18 protein-coding genes and 1 pseudogene are annotated in these 19062 nt (G+C 37.3%); 5 read left to right on the forward strand and 14 right to left on the reverse strand.

Features of this window, described 5'->3' with window-relative positions:
* The first annotated feature begins 11 nt into the window (after positions 1-11).
* Positions 12-485, forward strand: a complete 474-nt coding sequence (locus tag F9U64_RS07750) for a FixH family protein (RefSeq protein WP_153402436.1) — start codon at positions 12-14, stop codon at positions 483-485.
* 57 nt (positions 486-542) lie between these two features.
* Here F9U64_RS07750 and F9U64_RS07755 read toward each other — a convergent pair whose 3' ends face one another.
* The 6 genes from F9U64_RS07755 to F9U64_RS07780 form a co-directional block, all read right to left on the reverse strand.
* On the reverse strand, positions 543-1826 hold the full coding sequence (locus tag F9U64_RS07755) for a hypothetical protein (protein ID WP_153402437.1): 1284 nt from the start codon (positions 1824-1826) through the stop codon (positions 543-545).
* A gap of 25 nt (positions 1827-1851) precedes the next feature.
* On the reverse strand, positions 1852-2181 hold the full coding sequence (locus tag F9U64_RS07760) for a hypothetical protein (RefSeq protein WP_153402438.1): 330 nt from the start codon (positions 2179-2181) through the stop codon (positions 1852-1854).
* Positions 2182-2347: 166 nt separating this feature from the next.
* Positions 2348-3106, reverse strand: a complete 759-nt coding sequence (locus F9U64_RS07765; protein ID WP_153402439.1) for a sporulation protein — start codon at positions 3104-3106, stop codon at positions 2348-2350.
* A gap of 172 nt (positions 3107-3278) precedes the next feature.
* The gene (locus F9U64_RS07770) at positions 3279-4355 is read right to left on the reverse strand and encodes a type II asparaginase (protein ID WP_228275629.1); all 1077 of its coding nucleotides are present in this window, start codon (positions 4353-4355) and stop codon (positions 3279-3281) included.
* A 163-nt stretch (positions 4356-4518) separates the two neighbouring features.
* Entirely contained in the window at positions 4519-5358 is an 840-nt protein-coding gene (locus F9U64_RS07775; protein WP_153402441.1) for a Cof-type HAD-IIB family hydrolase, read from the reverse strand.
* A 17-nt stretch (positions 5359-5375) separates the two neighbouring features.
* On the reverse strand, positions 5376-6818 hold the full coding sequence (locus F9U64_RS07780; protein ID WP_153402442.1) for a glycoside hydrolase family 1 protein: 1443 nt from the start codon (positions 6816-6818) through the stop codon (positions 5376-5378).
* A 191-nt stretch (positions 6819-7009) separates the two neighbouring features.
* On the opposite strand from F9U64_RS07780, the gene F9U64_RS07785 reads away from it, so the two are divergent.
* Positions 7010-7735 carry a MurR/RpiR family transcriptional regulator gene (locus F9U64_RS07785; protein WP_153402531.1) on the forward strand — a complete coding sequence of 242 codons (726 nt, stop codon included), beginning with the start codon at positions 7010-7012 and terminating at the stop codon, positions 7733-7735.
* 100 nt (positions 7736-7835) lie between these two features.
* Here the strand turns inward: F9U64_RS07785 and F9U64_RS07790 are convergent, their stop codons facing one another.
* Positions 7836-9287: a flotillin family protein gene (locus F9U64_RS07790; protein ID WP_153402443.1), complete on the reverse strand. Its 1452-nt coding sequence runs from the start codon at positions 9285-9287 to the stop codon at positions 7836-7838.
* Between the two features lie 11 nt (positions 9288-9298).
* Entirely contained in the window at positions 9299-9688 is a 390-nt protein-coding gene (locus F9U64_RS07795) for an NfeD family membrane protein (protein ID WP_153402444.1), read from the reverse strand.
* A gap of 557 nt (positions 9689-10245) precedes the next feature.
* Here F9U64_RS07795 and F9U64_RS07800 point away from each other — a divergent pair.
* The 3 genes from F9U64_RS07800 to F9U64_RS07810 all read left to right on the forward strand — a co-directional run bounded on the left by F9U64_RS07800 (position 10246) and on the right by F9U64_RS07810 (position 14371).
* Positions 10246-11979, forward strand: a complete 1734-nt coding sequence (locus tag F9U64_RS07800) for a methyl-accepting chemotaxis protein (RefSeq protein ID WP_153402445.1) — start codon at positions 10246-10248, stop codon at positions 11977-11979.
* Positions 11980-12122: 143 nt separating this feature from the next.
* Complete coding sequence (locus F9U64_RS07805; RefSeq protein ID WP_153402446.1) at positions 12123-13604, forward strand: sodium:solute symporter family protein; 1482 nt, start codon at positions 12123-12125, stop codon at positions 13602-13604.
* 17 nt (positions 13605-13621) lie between these two features.
* Entirely contained in the window at positions 13622-14371 is a 750-nt protein-coding gene (locus tag F9U64_RS07810) for an SDR family NAD(P)-dependent oxidoreductase (protein WP_153402447.1), read from the forward strand.
* A gap of 81 nt (positions 14372-14452) precedes the next feature.
* Here the strand turns inward: F9U64_RS07810 and F9U64_RS07815 are convergent, their stop codons facing one another.
* The 6 genes and pseudogenes from F9U64_RS07815 to F9U64_RS22910 form a co-directional block, all read right to left on the reverse strand.
* A complete protein-coding gene (locus F9U64_RS07815; protein WP_153402448.1) occupies positions 14453-14878 on the reverse strand; it encodes a DUF2512 family protein in 426 nt (141 codons plus the stop codon).
* 75 nt (positions 14879-14953) lie between these two features.
* Positions 14954-15610: an SOS response-associated peptidase gene (locus tag F9U64_RS07820; protein ID WP_153402449.1), complete on the reverse strand. Its 657-nt coding sequence runs from the start codon at positions 15608-15610 to the stop codon at positions 14954-14956.
* A gap of 251 nt (positions 15611-15861) precedes the next feature.
* Positions 15862-17118, reverse strand: coding sequence for an erythromycin esterase family protein (locus tag F9U64_RS07825; RefSeq protein ID WP_153402450.1), 1257 nt, complete (start codon positions 17116-17118; stop codon positions 15862-15864).
* A 20-nt stretch (positions 17119-17138) separates the two neighbouring features.
* Positions 17139-17870, reverse strand: a complete 732-nt coding sequence (locus tag F9U64_RS07830; RefSeq protein WP_153402451.1) for an ABC transporter permease — start codon at positions 17868-17870, stop codon at positions 17139-17141.
* Complete coding sequence (locus F9U64_RS07835) at positions 17871-18581, reverse strand: ABC transporter permease (RefSeq protein ID WP_153402452.1); 711 nt, start codon at positions 18579-18581, stop codon at positions 17871-17873.
* A pseudogene (locus F9U64_RS22910) lies at positions 18578-19062 on the reverse strand (bacitracin ABC transporter ATP-binding protein); the annotation flags it as partial. The gene F9U64_RS07835 and the pseudogene F9U64_RS22910, both read right to left, overlap by 4 nt.

Consider the following 19062-nt stretch of genomic DNA (forward strand, 5'->3'; position numbering starts at 1 on the left):
GTGGTGCAAATATGAAAAGAAATTGGATATGGTTAATGGCTGTTCTATTAATGGCATGTTCTCCTAACCAAGTAGAGGAATCGTCTGCGGAACTATATCACACAGAGATTCCTCTAAAAGCAAAGTTTGATTTACCATCAGAAGTCCTGCCTGAGCAGGAAATGGATATGGGATTTTTATTAACCCAAAATGGGAAGCCAGTTGAAAATTTAACAAATGTAAAGCTTAGAATCTGGCAGGATCAGCATGAAGACAAGGCAGTGGAAGTAATCGTCCCATACGCTCAGGATGGATGGTATCGAACAAACATGACACTAGAGGAAGATGGTATTTATTACATGCAGTTGGTTGCAAATACCGAAACCTCCTCCATCATGCCAACAAAACGCTTTATTGCAGGGGAACTAACTTCAGAAGAGTTAGAACAACTGGAGAAATCCAGCAAAACAGAACCAGAAGAACATCATCACGGGGAGCATCATTAGGTGGGTTTATCCATCTTATGATGCTCTTTTCTTTATAGCTCAATTAGAAAGTATAAGTTAGGTGCGTTTTTCCTTATGAAGATCATCCAGTAATCCTGTTTCTCCTGTTACTGCATCAACATAGTAATCACAATCAAGCTTTCCGCATAAAATATACTTTTCTTTGTGATAATCATAAACATAATAAGGCTTCAACTCAAAGAATGATCGTAGTTTTTCAAATGCAGCAGTTTTCTCCATATTCCTGTCACCATCTCGCTCAAACTTACAGATCATATCTAAAAATCGTCTTGTGTCCATGTAATTTAACACCTCAAATGTGAGGCGGTCTATCATTACGACAATTTTTTTATTGAAAATATTACTGTTCTTTTTTACAGGCTTTACTATTGCATGAATCATTTCCATATCTCTATACAAGTGGTCTAACACCCATTTGCCAGATTCATCTGCATATTCAATCCGCATAAGAGATTCTACACTCGTCACACATTTATTCTTTTCTTCTTCTGTTATCGGCTTGGCATCAGGACTAGGTTCATTGGCAAACGCGATTTCAGCAGATACTTGTCTGTCTTCGAAAACAGGCTGGCGGTTTATTTCTCCATCCAAACTCGTTTCCCATGTTAATATCTGCTCAATCTGAGTGCGTAATCCTTGGGGAACACCTATATCATAGCTGATTGTTGATTGGTCATTATTCACCACAAATATCTCTTCCATTCCATATACTTGTTGAATTCTCGCATTCTTAAAGTCCGGAAATTCAATTAATTTCAGTTGGTTATACGCTTTATCATGAATATTTTCCTGGGATAAGATGAATTCTTCCTTTATTATTGATTCCATTGGCGGAAACTCCCCAAAAACAGAAAAAAGCAGCAACTGACCATCCTGATTCAAATTAACATCAATCTGTGCCGAAGGAAAAACGGGTATATTATCAACACTTGCCTTGAACTGCCAGTTGTTTTCCGTCTCCTTCACTAAACGATATTGATCGCGGTTTATCCCCGTTTCGCTTTCCACCCAGTTAACAACAGATTCTGTACTTGGTTCCAGCTTGAAGTTCGCAAAAGATGTTTTTCCAACAAATATGATACTTTCCATCTTTTCGCTATGAATATCCACCTCAATACTCGCCGTTCCCTCAGGGTTAAAATCTTCCCCTTCTGGATCTTCAGGAATGTGAAGTGGAAACCATTCCATACAGTAAATATATTTTGTACGCCGGTATGTATCTATTTTACGTCTGATACTAGATCTCTTTAAAAAATAGTGGTCTAACCCTAACTTTTCTTTTATTGAATCTGCTAATTTTTGCAACCTTTGATCCAACATATACTCACTCCTAGTTAAGACTCTCTTAATTCTGATATAAATCTACCGTATTTGCACGAGAATAAGCTATTTCCATATTTAAAGATAATTCTGTTTTGAGTTTATACAAAAATTCTTCACCTAATAAATTGAATTGCTTTTCCTTTTCAACTGCGCCTTGTAACAATCGATCATTATCCCAATCTATCCACTCACCATATCCCAATGTCCATGCCATTAATTCTTTCTTTAACCTGTCTGAAATTGGAAAATCCTCTAAATCAAGATTTATCCCACAATGAAAACACCATAAAGGATCAGCACCAATATCCGCTTCCAGCTTTATCACTGTTATTTTCTTACATCGGCATATCATTTTTTTGCCCTCATTTATGTATTGAAATCTTCAGATTGAGTCCTGCTTCATACAAAAATACCGAGTGCCTGAGCAGACACCCGATACTTTTTGATTAGCGGGGTAGGTTTATCCCGCTAATCATTAACGAAACTTATCAGGACGGTTAGCCTATGATAAAAAATCGTTAGATATATTGACGGATTAAGTCTCTGATTTTTTCTGCAACATATGCCGGTCCCTGCTCTATTTCTGATCTGGACAGTGACATACGTACATTCGATTCATCCATATCTAAAGCCTCTGCAAACAAACTGCCCAGACTCTTTGCTCTTCTATCCACTTGCAGTACGATATCCATACTATCCTCTTTTACAAAGAAAACAGCTTCTAATTCATCTAAATCGGAGCGGAATTCTGCGGATGGACGAAATTCAAATTCCTGAATATATCCATGACGTCTTGAATGTTCCATCTCTACCTTTCTTAAATCAAACCCTAAATTATCCGTAATAGCACGTATTGCTGTATCCATGTAAAAATGTGGTGTTACATGTAAGTAATCACGGTCGTTTGGATCAATCGCCTGAGGGATATCCAAACCTGTCTGAACCCAAACCCTTGTACGGTTTATTGTCGGCGGTGTATGAATTGGCAGTTCAAAATCAAAATCAATCTCTTTTCTTTCTTCAGCGTTAATAGTAAATGATTGATTTAAAGCAAAGCGGTGTAAGACAACTTTTTCATAATATTTCTTATCATCTCTTTCTCTCAAAGCCTCTGTCATTACAAAAAGATTGATCCGGTCAACCTGCTGCTCGGTTCTTCCGCCTTTAATCACTACTTTTCCTTTCAGAATATCTCCAGGGCTTAATTGATCATTTATTAATTGTGTATCAACTTCTGCACTTCCGATTCCCGCACTTGCAAGTAATTTCTTAAACATTTACATCTACCTCCAAATTTTTTATCCTAAAGTTTTTTTATATGCACTGTTTTGCCTCAATATTCCTAGTATTTTATTTAATTGTCTAACTAACTTACGATTGAAAGTGAGAGATAGTTTCATATTATTTAAAATTTTCGAAAAAAAGAGGACCAGATGGCCCTCTTTTCCATTAATATTGATCATAAAAAGATTGAATTTGATCATCATCCTCAGTAACCGTTAATGCCAGCATTAAGAGAATTCTCGCTTTTTGCGGGTTTAACGAATCAGATGTCATGAAGCTGTCCCTTGGTGAAACCGTTCCTGATCCAACCCTGCTTGATACAACAATTTCTGTTCCACTCTCGACCGCATCTTTTGCACCTTCTACATAGGCAGAGGATAATGAACCATTACCAGATCCAGCAATTATAAGTCCTTCCGCACCATTTTCAACAGCTGCATCAATCATATAACGCTGATTGTTTTGGTAACTATACACAATATCTACTTGCGGCAACTCATCAATCTCAGAGATGTCAAAAGCTGTTTCGTCTGTATGCTTACGTGTCGACTCAGTATAATAGTAAGGCACCCCACCAACAATTCTGCCTAAATAACCTTCTTCTGTTGCTTTGAAAGTATCTACAACCGTTGTGTTCGTTTTTGTAATGTATCTTGCTGCACCAATTCTATCATTCAGTGAAACTAATACTCCTTTACCCTTCGACTCTTCTGATGAAGCTAATAAAACAGCATTATATAAGTTTAATGGTCCATCAGCACTGACTGCAGTTGCCGGTCTCATGGAACCTACCACAACGACTGGTTTATCACTTTTTACTACCAAGTTAAGGAAGTATGCTGTCTCTTCCAATGTGTCCGTACCATGTGTTACCACAACACCATCCACATCATCTGTTGCTAATAATTCATTGATTCTTTTTCCTAATTGTAAGAGAATATCGTTTGTTATTTGCGGACTTCCTACATTTGCAATTTGTTCACCAGATATATCTGCAATTTCCGCCATTTCAGGAACAGCTTCAATTAAGGATTCCACACTTAATTCTCCTGCTTTATAACTAGTTGTATCTGTTCCTGAATTACCTTTTCCAGCAATCGTACCACCTGTTGCTAAAATTGCTACATTCGGTAAATCCTCCGTTTGAGCTGCCTTAGTCGTTTCTGTTGTTTCGGTTGTCGCCGCATCAATCGATACAGAGTATGGTACCACTGTCGATAATGCGAGCATTAATGCAAGCATAATAGATCCATAGACTTTTCTTGAAGACTTCATTTTGTTTTCCTCCTAATATGTATGATAGAAATTACTTTACCATCAACTTCTTTAGAAGGAACATTAGTTGTGAAGTTTTCTGACAATCTTTTCTCGTTATATAAAAAAGCCTCTCACGAAGGGAGACTTTTTATATTATCTGATATTTCTTAAAAGAATGATACAGCCCATCTTCATCTGGAGAAAAAGTAACGTCATCAGCTGCTTCCTTCAGTTTTTCCTTAGCATTTGCCATCGCGATACCGCAATTGACATAAGAGATCATCTCCAGATCATTCATGCCGTCACCATAAGCAAAAGTATCGGCCCGATCTTTTTTCAAATGTGCCAAAACTCTTTCAATTGCAATAGCTTTGTTAATTCCTTTAATTGATAATTCACCACTGTTCTCTCCGAATAAGGGAACAGTACTTAGGATAACCTCAAATTTCGTCTGGAACTCTTTTTGGATCATTTCAAATGGCAGTGCTGACCCTAAAAAAGAAATTTTATTAATATCTTCACGAATAATGTTGTCATCATCTATTAAGATATCATGAAAGGGCCGTAATCCTTTTTCCATTTCATCCTTCAGTTCTGGCTTCTCAGCAATTGTTTGGTCGATTATTTTCAGAATATGTGCCTTACACCCTTTACTTGCAAAAAGTCCGCCATTTGATTCTAAGTAAAAATCAATATTGTGATGATTGAAAAATGAGACTAAGTGTTCAATTGCCTCTTTCTCTACGAACTGGTGAAAAATCACCTCATTAGTCACTTCAATATAACCACCGGCTGCCCCAATGATACCATCAAATCCAATTTCCATTATATGATCAAATAACTCTGCCTTTGATCTGCCTGTACTAAGGAAAACTAAGTGCCCATTTCTTCTGGCTTGCTGAATGGCATGATACGCAGAATCTGGTATAATCCCATTGTCATTAACAATGGTCCCATCCACATCGAGAAAAATAATTTTCTGATTCATCGACTCACACTTCCTATCTATAATTCCGCTCCATTAGTTTTGATCACATTTTGATACCAATTGAATGACTTTTTCTTTTTACGCTCTAATGTACCTGTTCCTTCATCCTGTTTATCCACATAAATAAAGCCATAGCGTTTAGACATTTCGCCAGTTGATGCACTAACCAAATCAATGCAGCCCCAGGCAGTATAGCCCATTACATCGACACCATCTTCAACAGCCTCACCAATTTCACGAATATGCTCTCTTAGATAGTCAATGCGATAATCATCGTGGATTGATCCATCTTCTTCTATCTTGTCATATGCACCAAGACCATTCTCCACAACAAATAATGGCACACGATAACGGTCATACAGCTGGTTTAAAGCAATACGCAGACCTACAGGGTCAATTTCCCAGCCCCAATCACTTGCTTTCAGAAACGGATTTTTCACACCATCCATAATGTTCCCTTCCACACTGCTTTCACCTGATTTATCTTTCTTCTCCGTTCGTGACATATAATAGCTAAAACCAATATAGTCTACTGTATATTTTTTAATGATGTCTAAGTCGCCTTCCTCGATCTCCAAGTTAATATTATTTTCCTTAAAGTATCGTTTTGCAAATACAGGATATTCTCCGCGTACATGTACATCCCCGCAAATATAATCAAAAATCTGTTCTTCTCTTAACGCAAAGAAAACATTCTCTGGGTTACAGTCAGCAGAATATACCGGTGCATAAATTAACATACAGCCAATTTGTGAGCCAGGAATGATTTCATGGCCTGCCTTCACTGCTAAACTGCTTGCCACAAATTGATGGTGAAGACCTTGGAATGTTTCTTGCAAGCGAGATTCTTCATCTTTCGCAGAGAAACCAAGACCTAGAATCGGATGAAATACTGCACCATTAATCTCATTAAAGGTCATCCAATATTTCACTTTGTCTTTATAACGTTTGAACAATGTTGTCGCATAATTCTCAAAGAATCCAATCACCTCACGGCTTCTCCAGCCACCATATTCCTTAATCAGATGCAATGGCATTTCATAGTGCGATATCGTGACAACAGGTTCAATCCCATGCTTATGCAGTTCATCAAACACTTTATCATAAAACGCCAGTCCTGCTTCATTTGGCTCTTTTTCATCCCCTTTTGGGAAAATTCTTGACCACGCAATGGACATTCGGAACGCTTTAAAACCCATTTCTGCAAATAATGCAATATCTTCTTTATATCGGTGATAGAAATCAATTCCCTCATGGTTTGGGTAATAATATTTATAAGTATCTATCTCAAAATCAAATCCATAATCTTTAATTTTTTCAAGCCTTACTTTTCCGCCTGGTAAAACATCAGCTAAGTTCGGTCCTTTGCCATCTTTATCATAAGCGCCTTCTAATTGGTTTGCAGCGGTTGCTCCTCCCCATAAGAATCCGTCTGGAAATTGCAGATTGCTTTTTGCCATTAGCTGTTCCCTCCTAAAAATAATATAGTTCCATTATAAAAATTGAATAGCAGTCAGGTAAACAGGTTAGGCATGTTTCGTATAGATTTACATGGATAGTTATTTGTTTCATTAATGTAACACATTGTTACTTTCGTTGAATATATGCTATTATTAAAGTTAAATTAGATAAGCAGGTGATCATAGTGTCCATATTTACTCATGAAATGATTGCTTCATTTAACGAGCTGGAAACAGCTTTATATAATTACATTTCGCAAAACAAAGAGAAAGCAGCTTATATGAGAATACGTGAGCTGGCCGATGAAACACATGTATCAACAGCTACAATATTGCGCTTTTGCCGCAAGATAGGCTGCGAAGGATTCTCTGAATTCAAAATTAAGTTGAAAATGAGCTTGGCAGAAGATAAAAAGACGGTAATCAAAAGTACTCAACAATCGATTACTGAATTTTTTGAACGCACTTTGAATAATGGAGATTTAGAATCGAATATGGAAGAAGCTGCTTCGGCAGTAACAGAAGCAGAGAATGTTGTGTTTATCGGAAGTGGCAGCTCTGGAATTTTAGCCGAGTATGGTGCCAGATACTTTTCCGCGTCAGGGAAATTTTCATTATATATTAAAGATCCGCACTTTCCCATCCATAAAAAGTTTCAGGATACCAGTGTAACGATTGTATTATCAGTATCTGGGGAAAATCCTTTTACTATTACACAAATCAACCAATTAAAACAAGAGGGCAGCAAGATTATAAGTATAACAAACAATAAACTGTCAACTATTGCAAAAATCTCAGACATTAATGTTGCTTACTATGTAACGGAAGAATCCTATCAAAATGCCAATATAACAACACAGATCCCAGTCATCTATATCCTGGAGACAATAGCGCGAAAAATTTCTCTTGTGAACTAGCAGAAGGCAATTTCTCCTCCTCATTCATCTATTCTTTTTAATGGATGTCTTCATTATTTCATCAAAAAACAGGCTGGCACAATGACCAACCTGTTTCTTCTTAATCCATTTCACTATATTCAGGCTTTGCTTGTTTCGCTACTTCCAGACCCTCTTTTATCTTCGATTCATTTCTAGCTGAAATGTTATCTAACATACCTTTTAAATCTACTCCTGACACATCTTTTAATGTTTCCGGCAGTTGACTCATCAGTTTTGTTACATAACTGCTCATTCTTGTTGCACCATCGCCTTCTCCATTACCATTGTCAACAACCGTTACCTTCTCAATCGAGGCAACTGGCTCAGCAATTTTCGCTGCAAAGTCTGGAAGCATTTTAATAATCATTTCTAAGATAGCTGCTTCACCATATTTCTCCATTGCTTCTGCTAATTTTTCTTTTGCTTCTGCTTCCGCCAAACCTTTCTGACGAATTGCATCTGCTTCCGCTTCCCCATCTAGGCGGATTTGGGCAGCCTCTGCCTCTGCTTGTTTGACACGGGTAACTTTGTCCGCTTCTGCCTTTTGTTCTGTTGCATAACGTTCTGCTTCTGCTTTTTTGGAAATTTCCGCTTCATATTGACGTTGTTTCCGCAGTACTTCTTTTTCATCAATCTCAATTTGTTTGCTTTTCTCAACTAATTGAATTTGCATTTCTTCTTGTTTGACTTTTTGTTCTGCTTTTGCGGACTGTAGTTTATAAGCCATATCTGCTTCTGCTTTTGCAGTATCTTGATCACGCTTATATTCTGCTATTTTCAATTCTTTCTCTTTTGTCGATTCTGCAATTTGTGTTTCACTTAATAACTCAGCACTTTTACTTTCTCTTTCTGCAGATGCCTTTTGAATTCTAGCATCGCGCATAGCATTTGCTTCTGCAATCTGAGCATCACGTTTCACTTCTGCAATTCTTGGCTTACCTAACGCTTCCAGATAACCATTTTCATCCTGGACATCTTTAATCGTGAATGATACGATTTGCAGTCCCATCTTCTTAAGGTCAACTGCCGCCTGTGTTTGTACTTCCTGTGCAAAACGCTCTCGATTTTTATAAATTTCTTCAACCGTCATTGTACCTAAAATGGCTCGAAGATGACCTTCCAATACTTCTTGTGCCTCTTTACGCAATTCAGAGTTATCTTTCCCTAAAAATTGCTCACCCGCTGTAGCAATACCTTCTGTAGTACTTTGCACTTTAATAATCGCTGTACCATCAGCCATTACTGGTACACCATTTTCTGTATACACATTGGGTGTGGAGATATCTAAACTGTGTGAACGTAAGCTGATATTTTCTGCACGTTGAAAGACTGGCAGAATAAATGCACCACCGCCACGGACAATCTTTATCCCTCCGCCATCATCTGTTTTATGTACATTCTTGCTGCCAAGAAAACTACCTGTAACGATCATCGCATCATCTGCTCCAACCGTCTTATATCTTACGGCAAATAAAATAGCAAAAGCTATAATTACCCCGACAATTACGCCAATAACAATTAAATAGTCCATTTTACTCCCCCTTAAAATTCTTCTAATTCTGAAACATATAAAGTGTGATCTTTCACTTCTACCACAACTACCTGTTTTCCTTGTTTGATTTCCACTTGATCAAAACTGATGGCTGTTTCATTTCTGCTGCCACTGCTGGAAGAAACAAATACTTCACCCATACCTTTTGCAGGGATCGTTGTGATAACCTCACCGATCTTCCTTTCTAAATCATAGACAGAAATTGATGTTGACGATTCAGCATTTGACATTGGGACAACAAGAAAATAATAAATTAAAAAATAAGCCCCAAGACCAATTAAAATACTGATTATCAAAACATATAAATCTCCTAAACCAGTATATTTTGTTAAAAGAACACCGGCTCCGGCGATAACTGATAATGTTCCGAATACCAGCAATGGATTAAAGAAATCTCCCAGTGAATCAAAGACACTCTCTAAGATTCCATCAAGAATACTGCCAAAGAATAAAGAAATTAATGCAATCGCCAGACTTCCCCATAATAACCACCAGTATATATCTAATGCTCCAATACATACACCTCCTCTCTCTTACTAGATATATACGAATGAAACCGGTAAAAGTTCCATAATTTCAAAAAAACGGATAAAACGAGACTCTAAGCAGCGGGTAATGGCTGCAGTTATTTGCCACAGTCACAGCATGCTGAATCTGATACCTTCATACATCTTCAGATAATATTACTAATTATTACTTTTCGTCATTATAGAATGTAATATCTTTGTAAATATAAGAAAATCATAGCAAATTTTGTTGAATTTTAACGAACAATAATATATCCTTATATAGTATTTAGTTATTTAGTCATGGTTTGTTTTTATTAATTGATACATATGATTTTTTTTTACCACTCAAATAGTGCTGATAACTAAGGTTTAAATAGTAACAAACTATTTACATACATAAAAAATAATACATACAGGGGAGATGCTTCATGAGGAAAATTTCTGATCTATCATTAAAGAACAAGATTGCACTGATAATTTTACCTATTATCATTGTATGCTTTATTGCCGTCACATGGACTAATATTAACAGTCTGGAATCAAATATTCGACATGATCTTGAAAAGGAATTAACTAGTGTAGGGATTTTGACTGCACTAAACTTAAATGGAGATTCAGTTGACACGATATTGGAAATCGAAAGTGAAGGTGACCAGAGTTTTAATGAAGTACAACAAACTTTAGAAACTATTATGAATGAACAAGGGACAATGGCATGGAGTTATGTCTGGTTTATGGACGGAGAGGATTCAGTAACACCGATAGCTTATACCGAGAATCTTAACGAAGTTTATAATGCAGGTGAAGTATTTACTGATCTGGCCCCTATCCATTTGTCTAATGCAAAAATAGCCATGGATACTGGAGAACCTGCTGTGACCGAAATATTCACAGACCCTTACGGAACATGGCAGACTGTTTTTGTTCCACTGGAGGACAGCGCCGGCAATCAGGTAGGTGTAATTGGAATTGATTATTCAGCTGATTATATCTCTTCAACTGTTAATAGTGCTACATTAACACAAGTAATAATTGGTGCTGTCAGTGCCATTATCTTAAGTGTGATTATTTATGTCATTATCAGTCAGATGACTCGACCATTAAATAAGGTGGTAGCAGTTGCCAGTGCTATTGCTCAAGGAGATCTATCCCACCAGAATCTTGAAGTAAAATCCAATGATGAAGTTGGTAAATTAACAAAATCATTCAATAATATGTTAGACAAATTAAGAGATGTTATTACAAGCATCAATAGTACAACAGAAGTCTTACGGGATCAAAGCGAGGATTTAAACACATCTGCTAAAGAAGTGCAGCTTGGATCTGAACAAATTACGACAACAATGGAGGAATTAGCTTCCGGATCCGAACAACAAGCTAACAGTGTCGGGGATCTTTCAGCACTTATGGATACATTCCTTTCCAGAGTTCAAGAAGCTAATAAAAATGGTGATCTGATTCTCCATTCTTCTAATGAAGTGGTAGATCTGACCAATAACGGCAGTTCGTTAATGAAGTCATCTAATCAGCAAATGGTGAAAATTGACCATATTGTGCAGGACGCTGTGCAAAAAGTACAAGGTTTAGATGACCAGTCGAAACAAATTTCCAAGTTAGTATCTGTAATTAAGGATATCGCGGAACAGACAAACTTACTTGCATTAAACGCAGCAATTGAAGCAGCACGTGCCGGAGAACATGGACAAGGGTTTGCAGTAGTTGCAGATGAAGTAAGAAAGCTTGCTGAACAGGTTTCCGTTTCGGTAACAGACATTACTGGAATTGTAGGCAATATCCAATCTGAATCAAGCAGTGTTGCGGAATCATTGCAAGGCGGATATAAGGAAGTTGAGCATGGTACAAGCCTGATTAAAAACACTGATGAAACATTCCAGAACATTATCAGCTCTTTATCTGGAATGGTAGAAAAAATCGAAACAGTTTCCAATAACTTAGCTGATATCTCAGAGAGAAGTAATGACATGAATCAATCAATTGAGAATATCGCTTCCATTACAGAAGAAGCTGCTGCAGGTGTAGAAGAGACCACTGCTTCTTCCCAACAAACAAGCAGTTCAATGGAAAGTGTTACAGAAAGCTCAGAGAAATTGGCTCAAGTATCAGAGGAATTAAATCGTTTAGTCAAACAATTTAAATTATAAGTAAATCACTAATAAAAATCAGCAGTAATTATTATTGCTGCTGATTTTTGATTTCTAAAGTAATTTGACATGTTTATCTTCAGATCTCTTCGATTATTTTCAACTACAAATTAATAAATTAAAAGACACAGGAGATGAGACAGATGATTATCACCATTTTTGTAATTTTTATGCTGGCAATTTATTATTTAGGTTTTAAAGGATATCAGCGTGTGAATTCAGCTGAGGATCTGATTGTTGCTAACTGGAATCTGCCACTACCGTTAGTAACTTGGAGTTTAACTGCCGCATTACTCGCAGCACCATTCTATCTTGGCGCAGTGGATTCTGGTTATTTCTTAGGAGGATGGGAAGCATTTGCCACGATGGGTGGTTTAGGTACCTGTATGATCATAGGTGCATTCACATGGGTAAAGCCTTTAAGAAGGTTAAAAGGCTGGACAATAGGAGATTATTACGGGCTTCGTTTTGCTGATAAGAAGCTTGGAGCATTTGCAGGTATTATTACGATTATTGCCTTTGGTTTCTTTAATGCTGGTGCATTAACCGTTGGTGGAGCATTAATTATTGAGACAATCTTTAATATTCCGCTTTGGGCTGCCGCTCTTGTATTTGTTATTTTAACATTAGTTTATTCTATTATGGGGGGATTATGGTCTTTAGCTTATGCTGATATTCTGAATGGGATTGTATCTGTTTTAGGAATTATTGCCGTTACCGTCGTAATAGCTGTAACATCTGATGGTACAATCTTTAATGCTGAATGGTGGGATCCAAGCAAGCTGTTCACGAAGGCAGGCGCAGAATTCTGGTCATTATTTTTAGTATTGGCAGTTGGGGATATTGCTGCAGCCGACTTAGGACAAAGGGTTTGTGGAGCAAAAAGCCCAAGAGTTGCTTCTAAGTCAATGATTATTGCCGGTATTATTATTATATTAGTTGCCTGGACACCTGGTATGATCGGCGAAGCATTTCGTACCATCTTCCCTGGTGCAGATAATGCAGAATCTTTATTGCTGACATATACAGCTACCTATTGGCACCCATTCTTTGCAGGTCTGTTTTTAACCGCAATGGTAGGGATGGCAATGTCCACATTGGCCGCTTGTTATATGGCTGCCGTTGGTGTTTTCACTAAAAATATTTATCTTGATTTCATTAATCCAAAACCGCGACAGGACAAATTGTTATTTATCTCCAGAGCAGCAATTGTTGTTTGTGGAGTAGTCGCTTTAGTATTATCTGTTGCATTTGAAGAAATCCTGTCATTAGCTTACCTGGCATGGGATATTATATTGGTAACATTAATTTGGCCACTAGTGATTCCTCCATTCTGGAAGGGCGTTTCAGGAAAAGCTGTCTGGTGGAGTATTACAGTTGGATTAATCGTATACTTAACAACGAATTTCTTTGGTGTACCACTGCCTGGTGAGGGTGGATTAATTTGGACTTTATTACAAGTACCAGGTTTCTTCAGTTTTATCATATCTGGTATCGTTATGTTCCTTGTTTCATTCCTTTCTCCACCGAATAAAGCTACATTAGAAGCTCATCAAATTGAAAAAACAATTTCTGAAGAAGAGCTGGAAGAAATGAACGGACTGCCAAAAGAACAAACAGCATAAGAAAGCGGGGAATTGAAATGGACTTAAAAAATAAAGTTGCCGTCATCTCAGGCGGAAGCAAAGGCATCGGCAAAGGGATTGCTGTCAGATTTGCAAAAGCCGGAGCGAATATTGTATTCACACATTTACCTGGCGAAGAAGAAAATGTTGCTCTCGCTGCAAAGGAAATAGAATCATATGGTGTCAAATGTTTAACAGTAAAGACGGATATAAGTATAGAAGATGATGTCATTCAATTAGTTCAATCGGTAAAAGAAAAATTCGGCAAAATCAACATATTAGTTAATAATGCCGGAACTATCGGTAATGAAATGCCTTTATCCGAAATGCCTACAGAAGAATGGGACAAGCTGATGAATGTCGATTTACGTGGAGTCTTCTTAATGTGTAAATATTTTATCCCATTATTTGATAAAGAAAACGCTGGTAAGATCATTAATATATCTTCTGAGTTATCTGTAAAAGGGAGAGCTAATTTCACCCATTATACTGCAGCAAAAGGTGGGGTAAACAGCTTAACAAGAAGCTTAGCTCTGGAATTAGCACCTGACATTCTTGTTAACACAATAGCACCTGGCCCAATTGGAACGGACATGATTTTAGCAGATATGGAGCCAGAATGGATTGAGAAAGAAAAGGATATTCCGCTTCAAAGACTTGGAACAGTAGAAGAAATTGCAGCAACAGCATTATTATTAGCTTCCGACGAAGGCAACTTCTTCTGCGGACAATTTATCAGCCCGAACGGTGGCGCTATATTTATTTAAATTCAATTATCCCTTCGAAATACTTCGAGGGGATATTTTTATCTTTTTTTAAAATAGAAAGAAAATAGAGAGGAGGATAAACTATTTATCCTCCTCTCTTTCATCAAGTTCCTTACTAATTTCAGTCTGAAAGCGATCCTTGCTTAATGTCGTTACATTACCCATTTCCGGCCGTTCTAATAACAAATGCACAAATGGTTCCAGAACGGTGATTAACACTGCTGCAAATACAGCAACAGATAAAATTTCCCATGTTGGCGCGAATAATAACAATTCACCTGTTAACCACAACAAAGCAAAGTTAAGTGGCAAGTCCATTATAGTTGCCATTGTATTACTAACTCTTGGCAGAAGCATCATATCGCCAATTACAAATGACACACCCGTAATGATGAAAATCGCCAAAAGTACCTTAAAAATGCTCGCATCGTAAAATATACTAAATGTTGATAAAACCGCAATACTTGTTATCAGGAGTTTTACCCCAAATGCTTTTAAATAATTCATGATACACCTCAGTTAAAATTCCTATTCTAACTTTAATTTGCACGAGTGTTCACAAATTTATTCACATATATGTCGTTAAACTTGTTCGATTAAGCTTTCATCATTATTTCGCGGATTATTAACTGCTGAGGAGACCTGATAAAATGACATTTCATCAGCATTATACGGCTTCAAAACTGATTTCAACTTTTGTTCTTCTTGTACAGACGGATTGAGCCACAATTCTCTGCTTGGCTGATCCAGGATTACCGGCATGCGATCATGAATTTCGCTCATCAGATCATTAGGCTGAACAGTCAAAATTGTACATGATATGACTTCTTGCCCTTCCCTTTCCCATCTGTCCCACAATCCTGCAAACGTGAATAACTGATTATTATTCACCATGATGCGATAGGGAACTTTCTTTCCTTCTTCCCGTTTCCATTCATAGAAACTGTCCGCAACAATCACACACCTTCTTCTGCTGAGCAGCGGCTGAAAGGAACGCTTTTCCTCAATTGTTTCACTTCTGGCATTAATCATTTTTGACCCAATGGATAGATCTTTGGCCCATTTAGGGACAAGACCCCACTTGAAATACCCTGCACGATACCCTTCTTTTGAACCAACTACCCCAAGAATATTTTGTGTAGGGGCAATGTTATAACTTTCGTGATATTCATTGATTTGAATACCGAGCTCCCTTTCAATTAATTCTTTAGAAATTGTCAATGTAAATCTGCCGCACAAGTGAACCAACTCCTTAATGTAAAAAAAGAACCGGTTCTCATAAAAGTATGATACCGGCTCCCCTATATAAAAAATGGCTATTCTTCCTTTACTATAACCTAAAATTGCTAACTAATCCAATTAATTTTGAAAATTATTTAAAAAAAGCTTAATTTTTTTAAAAAAACTGCAATTTTCAGGTATCTTATACAAATATTATGAACTTTTTACCATTCCTTTGAATAGTCAAATCTTCTTAATTAGCGATGTTCTCATTTTTCGCCAATAAGCTCTGTTGGTTTTGCTTCTTTCACAATAATCAGCCCGTCATACGCTTCATTTGGTATCATTTCAATTGTATAAAATTTTTTCATTAATTTATACCATGAACTGAATTGGTCTCCAACATTGACCATTTTTTGCTTACTGGAAAGAATCATCAAAAGCTTTGTTGATTCGGATGCATTGCCAAAATCGAGATAGAATATATTCTCTTTAACATCCTTGAATGAGTCAACTAAATCGTTATTATTATTTATACGAAAAACTCCCCGCTTATCACCTGAACTGCCATTTTTAGCTAGAAATTCACTCTCAAGAAGATCTGTACCAATTGCAAAATACTCAGAGCCATACAATTCATCCAAATATTGACCCATAGACTGGTACCCGGCTACATTTGCGGATGTTTTCTCAATATGACCATTATGTCCAGAAACCAGTACTTTATCATTACCTCTTGTTGCTTCATAATCAACAATCCATTTTAAATTTTCTGCTAAATACTGATCACGCAACTGTGCATAATTGTCTGTTAAAAAGAGATTTGTCCGTTGTTTCAACACTTTTGCATATTGGAGAGCAAATTGATAATGATCGGCAGATGTCTGCTCGGTATATTGTTGTTTATTTGTTTGTAAATCTATCATTATTTCCTCTAAAGTTTCCAGTGCCTTATTCCGTTCATCTCTTGATAAATCGCGCAGTGTCTCATTAGATACTTCTGACAGTTTTCGGCGATATTGTTCCCCTTTTGCTTCAGCTACTTGCTGATAAAATTCCAACAGGTTCCGTTTGCTTGCATCATAGCGCTGCATGTCATTTCCATAAAAATAGATGATCTCATCATCACTTGCCTCTAAATTATGCTCATACATCCATTGCACCAAATCGATCATTTCCTGGGTTTTGTAAATATCATAATCCAGTGAAAAAACAGCTTCCTTTGCTGTACCTTTACCGGACAGAATAAACTGGTTTATCTTCCGCCCTGCACCAAAGTCGCCTTCCAGCACAAATACACGAACACCTTCATTCTGCATTAATGCATCCATGACTTCTTTCTTCAATTGTTGGAATTCGCTATTGCCATGAGTGGCTTCCCCTAATCCGATCACTCTAACTTCATCAGGTATGTCCAGCTCACTTATTTCAGAGATATACTTTGCTGGATTTTCCACAGCTTCTACACTACTGCTGCAAGCTGATAAGACGGGAATAAAAAATAGAACAAATAAAAGTTTCCGCATATTGTTTACACCTCTCCTCCCTAAACAGGTTTTCGTTGAAAGTAAAGATACCCACAAACAAAAAATAAAAGAAAACTTCCGCCAACGACAATTAATAATTGATCCCATGGCACAAAGAATAAATCATTTGTATTGTCGCTGATATACATCATCGAAAATGGCTGTGCCCAAGGATAGTAAGGGCCGATTTTTTCGGAATTAACGACCATTATAGTTGGCAATGTAAAAATTACATTCACCGCAAAAGGTGCGGCAAAACTTTTAAATAACATGGACATCCATAATTGCAATGCAACTAATGGCAAAGTAGCGACCCAGCCGCCAAAAATGCTTTTCCAGACTATCTCCATTGGAAATGGATCATCAATTCCTGCAATCATTCCAACTAAAACGATCGAAACAAGATAAAGCAGCTGAATTACCATTACTAAGCCTATAACCAGAATATACTTCGCTGCGAACACCTGCCCTCTAGTTACAGGCAATGCTAATAATTGCTTCAAACCACCAGCCTGGTGTTCATACCTGCATATCATACTAGCAAAAACCCCTGTTATTAATGGCAAAAATAAAAGGGAATAAGTTAAATTCATAAACAAAAGTTTCGTATACCACTGGTTTATTTCCCCACCTAAATTATCATTATTCGTTGTCAAACCTATAAACAAACCAACCATTGGACCGACAAAAAGTAAACTTAATATTCTAGTTTTACGTAATTTATACCATTCTGATCTTATAACAGAAAACATTTATTTCACATCCCTTCTGTTAAAGTCCATCATCCCGACAAGATAGAGGATGGATCCTACACCAAGCCCCAAGAACGCGTTGATAAATGGCTTATCCCACTGGTTCATTAAAGAAGGCCATTTCCAGATCATCCAATCAGGTAAAACAAAGGCAGAATAAGCAAAGATGACACCAACCACTCCGATTGTAATGGGAATGGCCTGATTGGTACTTACTGTCGCAATCCATAGCTGTAATGCCAATACCGGCAATGCTGCTAAAAAAGGATAAAAGCTGTACTTCAGGATTTCGATATAGGGAATATCCTCCCCTAAGCCGAGCGTTAATCCATAACTTAAAGTGAAGACCATCAATAATAAAGAGGAAAGAAACAGCAACAAGGTAATTACGGTGAATTTCGATAAATAGACTGACAGTTTGGAAACAGGCAGTGCCATTAATTGTTTCCATGCATTTGTTTCATTTTCGATACTTGCGATAAAGGATGTCAGTATTACAATCCCTAACACAATCGCAAGGGGAGTAAACGTGCTGATGTTTAATAGATAGTACTGCCAGTCATTATCACTCTGATCCAATAAATAGCCTTTTCTAACGCCATAATTCACCATCTGCAATGCCACAACACCGAATGGTCCTAATATTGTTAAAAATAAGAGGCCTTTGCGCTTAATTTTTAATAAATCTGACTTGAACAGTTTCCCGATCATCCTGCTTGCTCCTCCCTTGTCATTTGGAGGAAAATCTCTTCTAACGATTTCTTCTCTTCTTCCACACGGTAAATAGAAAGTCCATTTTGCACAAGATATTCAATGGCACTTGCTACATTCTTATCTGAATGATCAAGTAAGGAAAGTTTATCTTTATTCAGATCAGCATTCATGCCTTTAGCTAAAAGCGCACGCCAGGCTGCTTCACTGTCACTTACTCTGAAAATTACTTTTTGCTGTGCGAATTTGCGCATTTCTTCAATCGAATCCTGGAAAATCATTTTCCCTTTTGAAACAATTCCTACTGTTGTCGCCATCTGGTCAATTTCGGAAAGCAAGTGACTTGATAGAATAACTGTCATCCCGTATTCTTTTGGCAACCGCTGAATAAGCTGGCGGATTTCAATAATTCCTGACGGGTCCAGTCCATTGGTAGGCTCGTCTAAGATTAATAATTCGGGCTCATTCAGCAATGATGCGG

The sequence above is a fragment of the Gracilibacillus oryzae genome, assembly GCF_009498735.1.
GTDB classification, from domain to species: Bacteria; Bacillota; Bacilli; order Bacillales; family Amphibacillaceae; genus Gracilibacillus; species Gracilibacillus oryzae.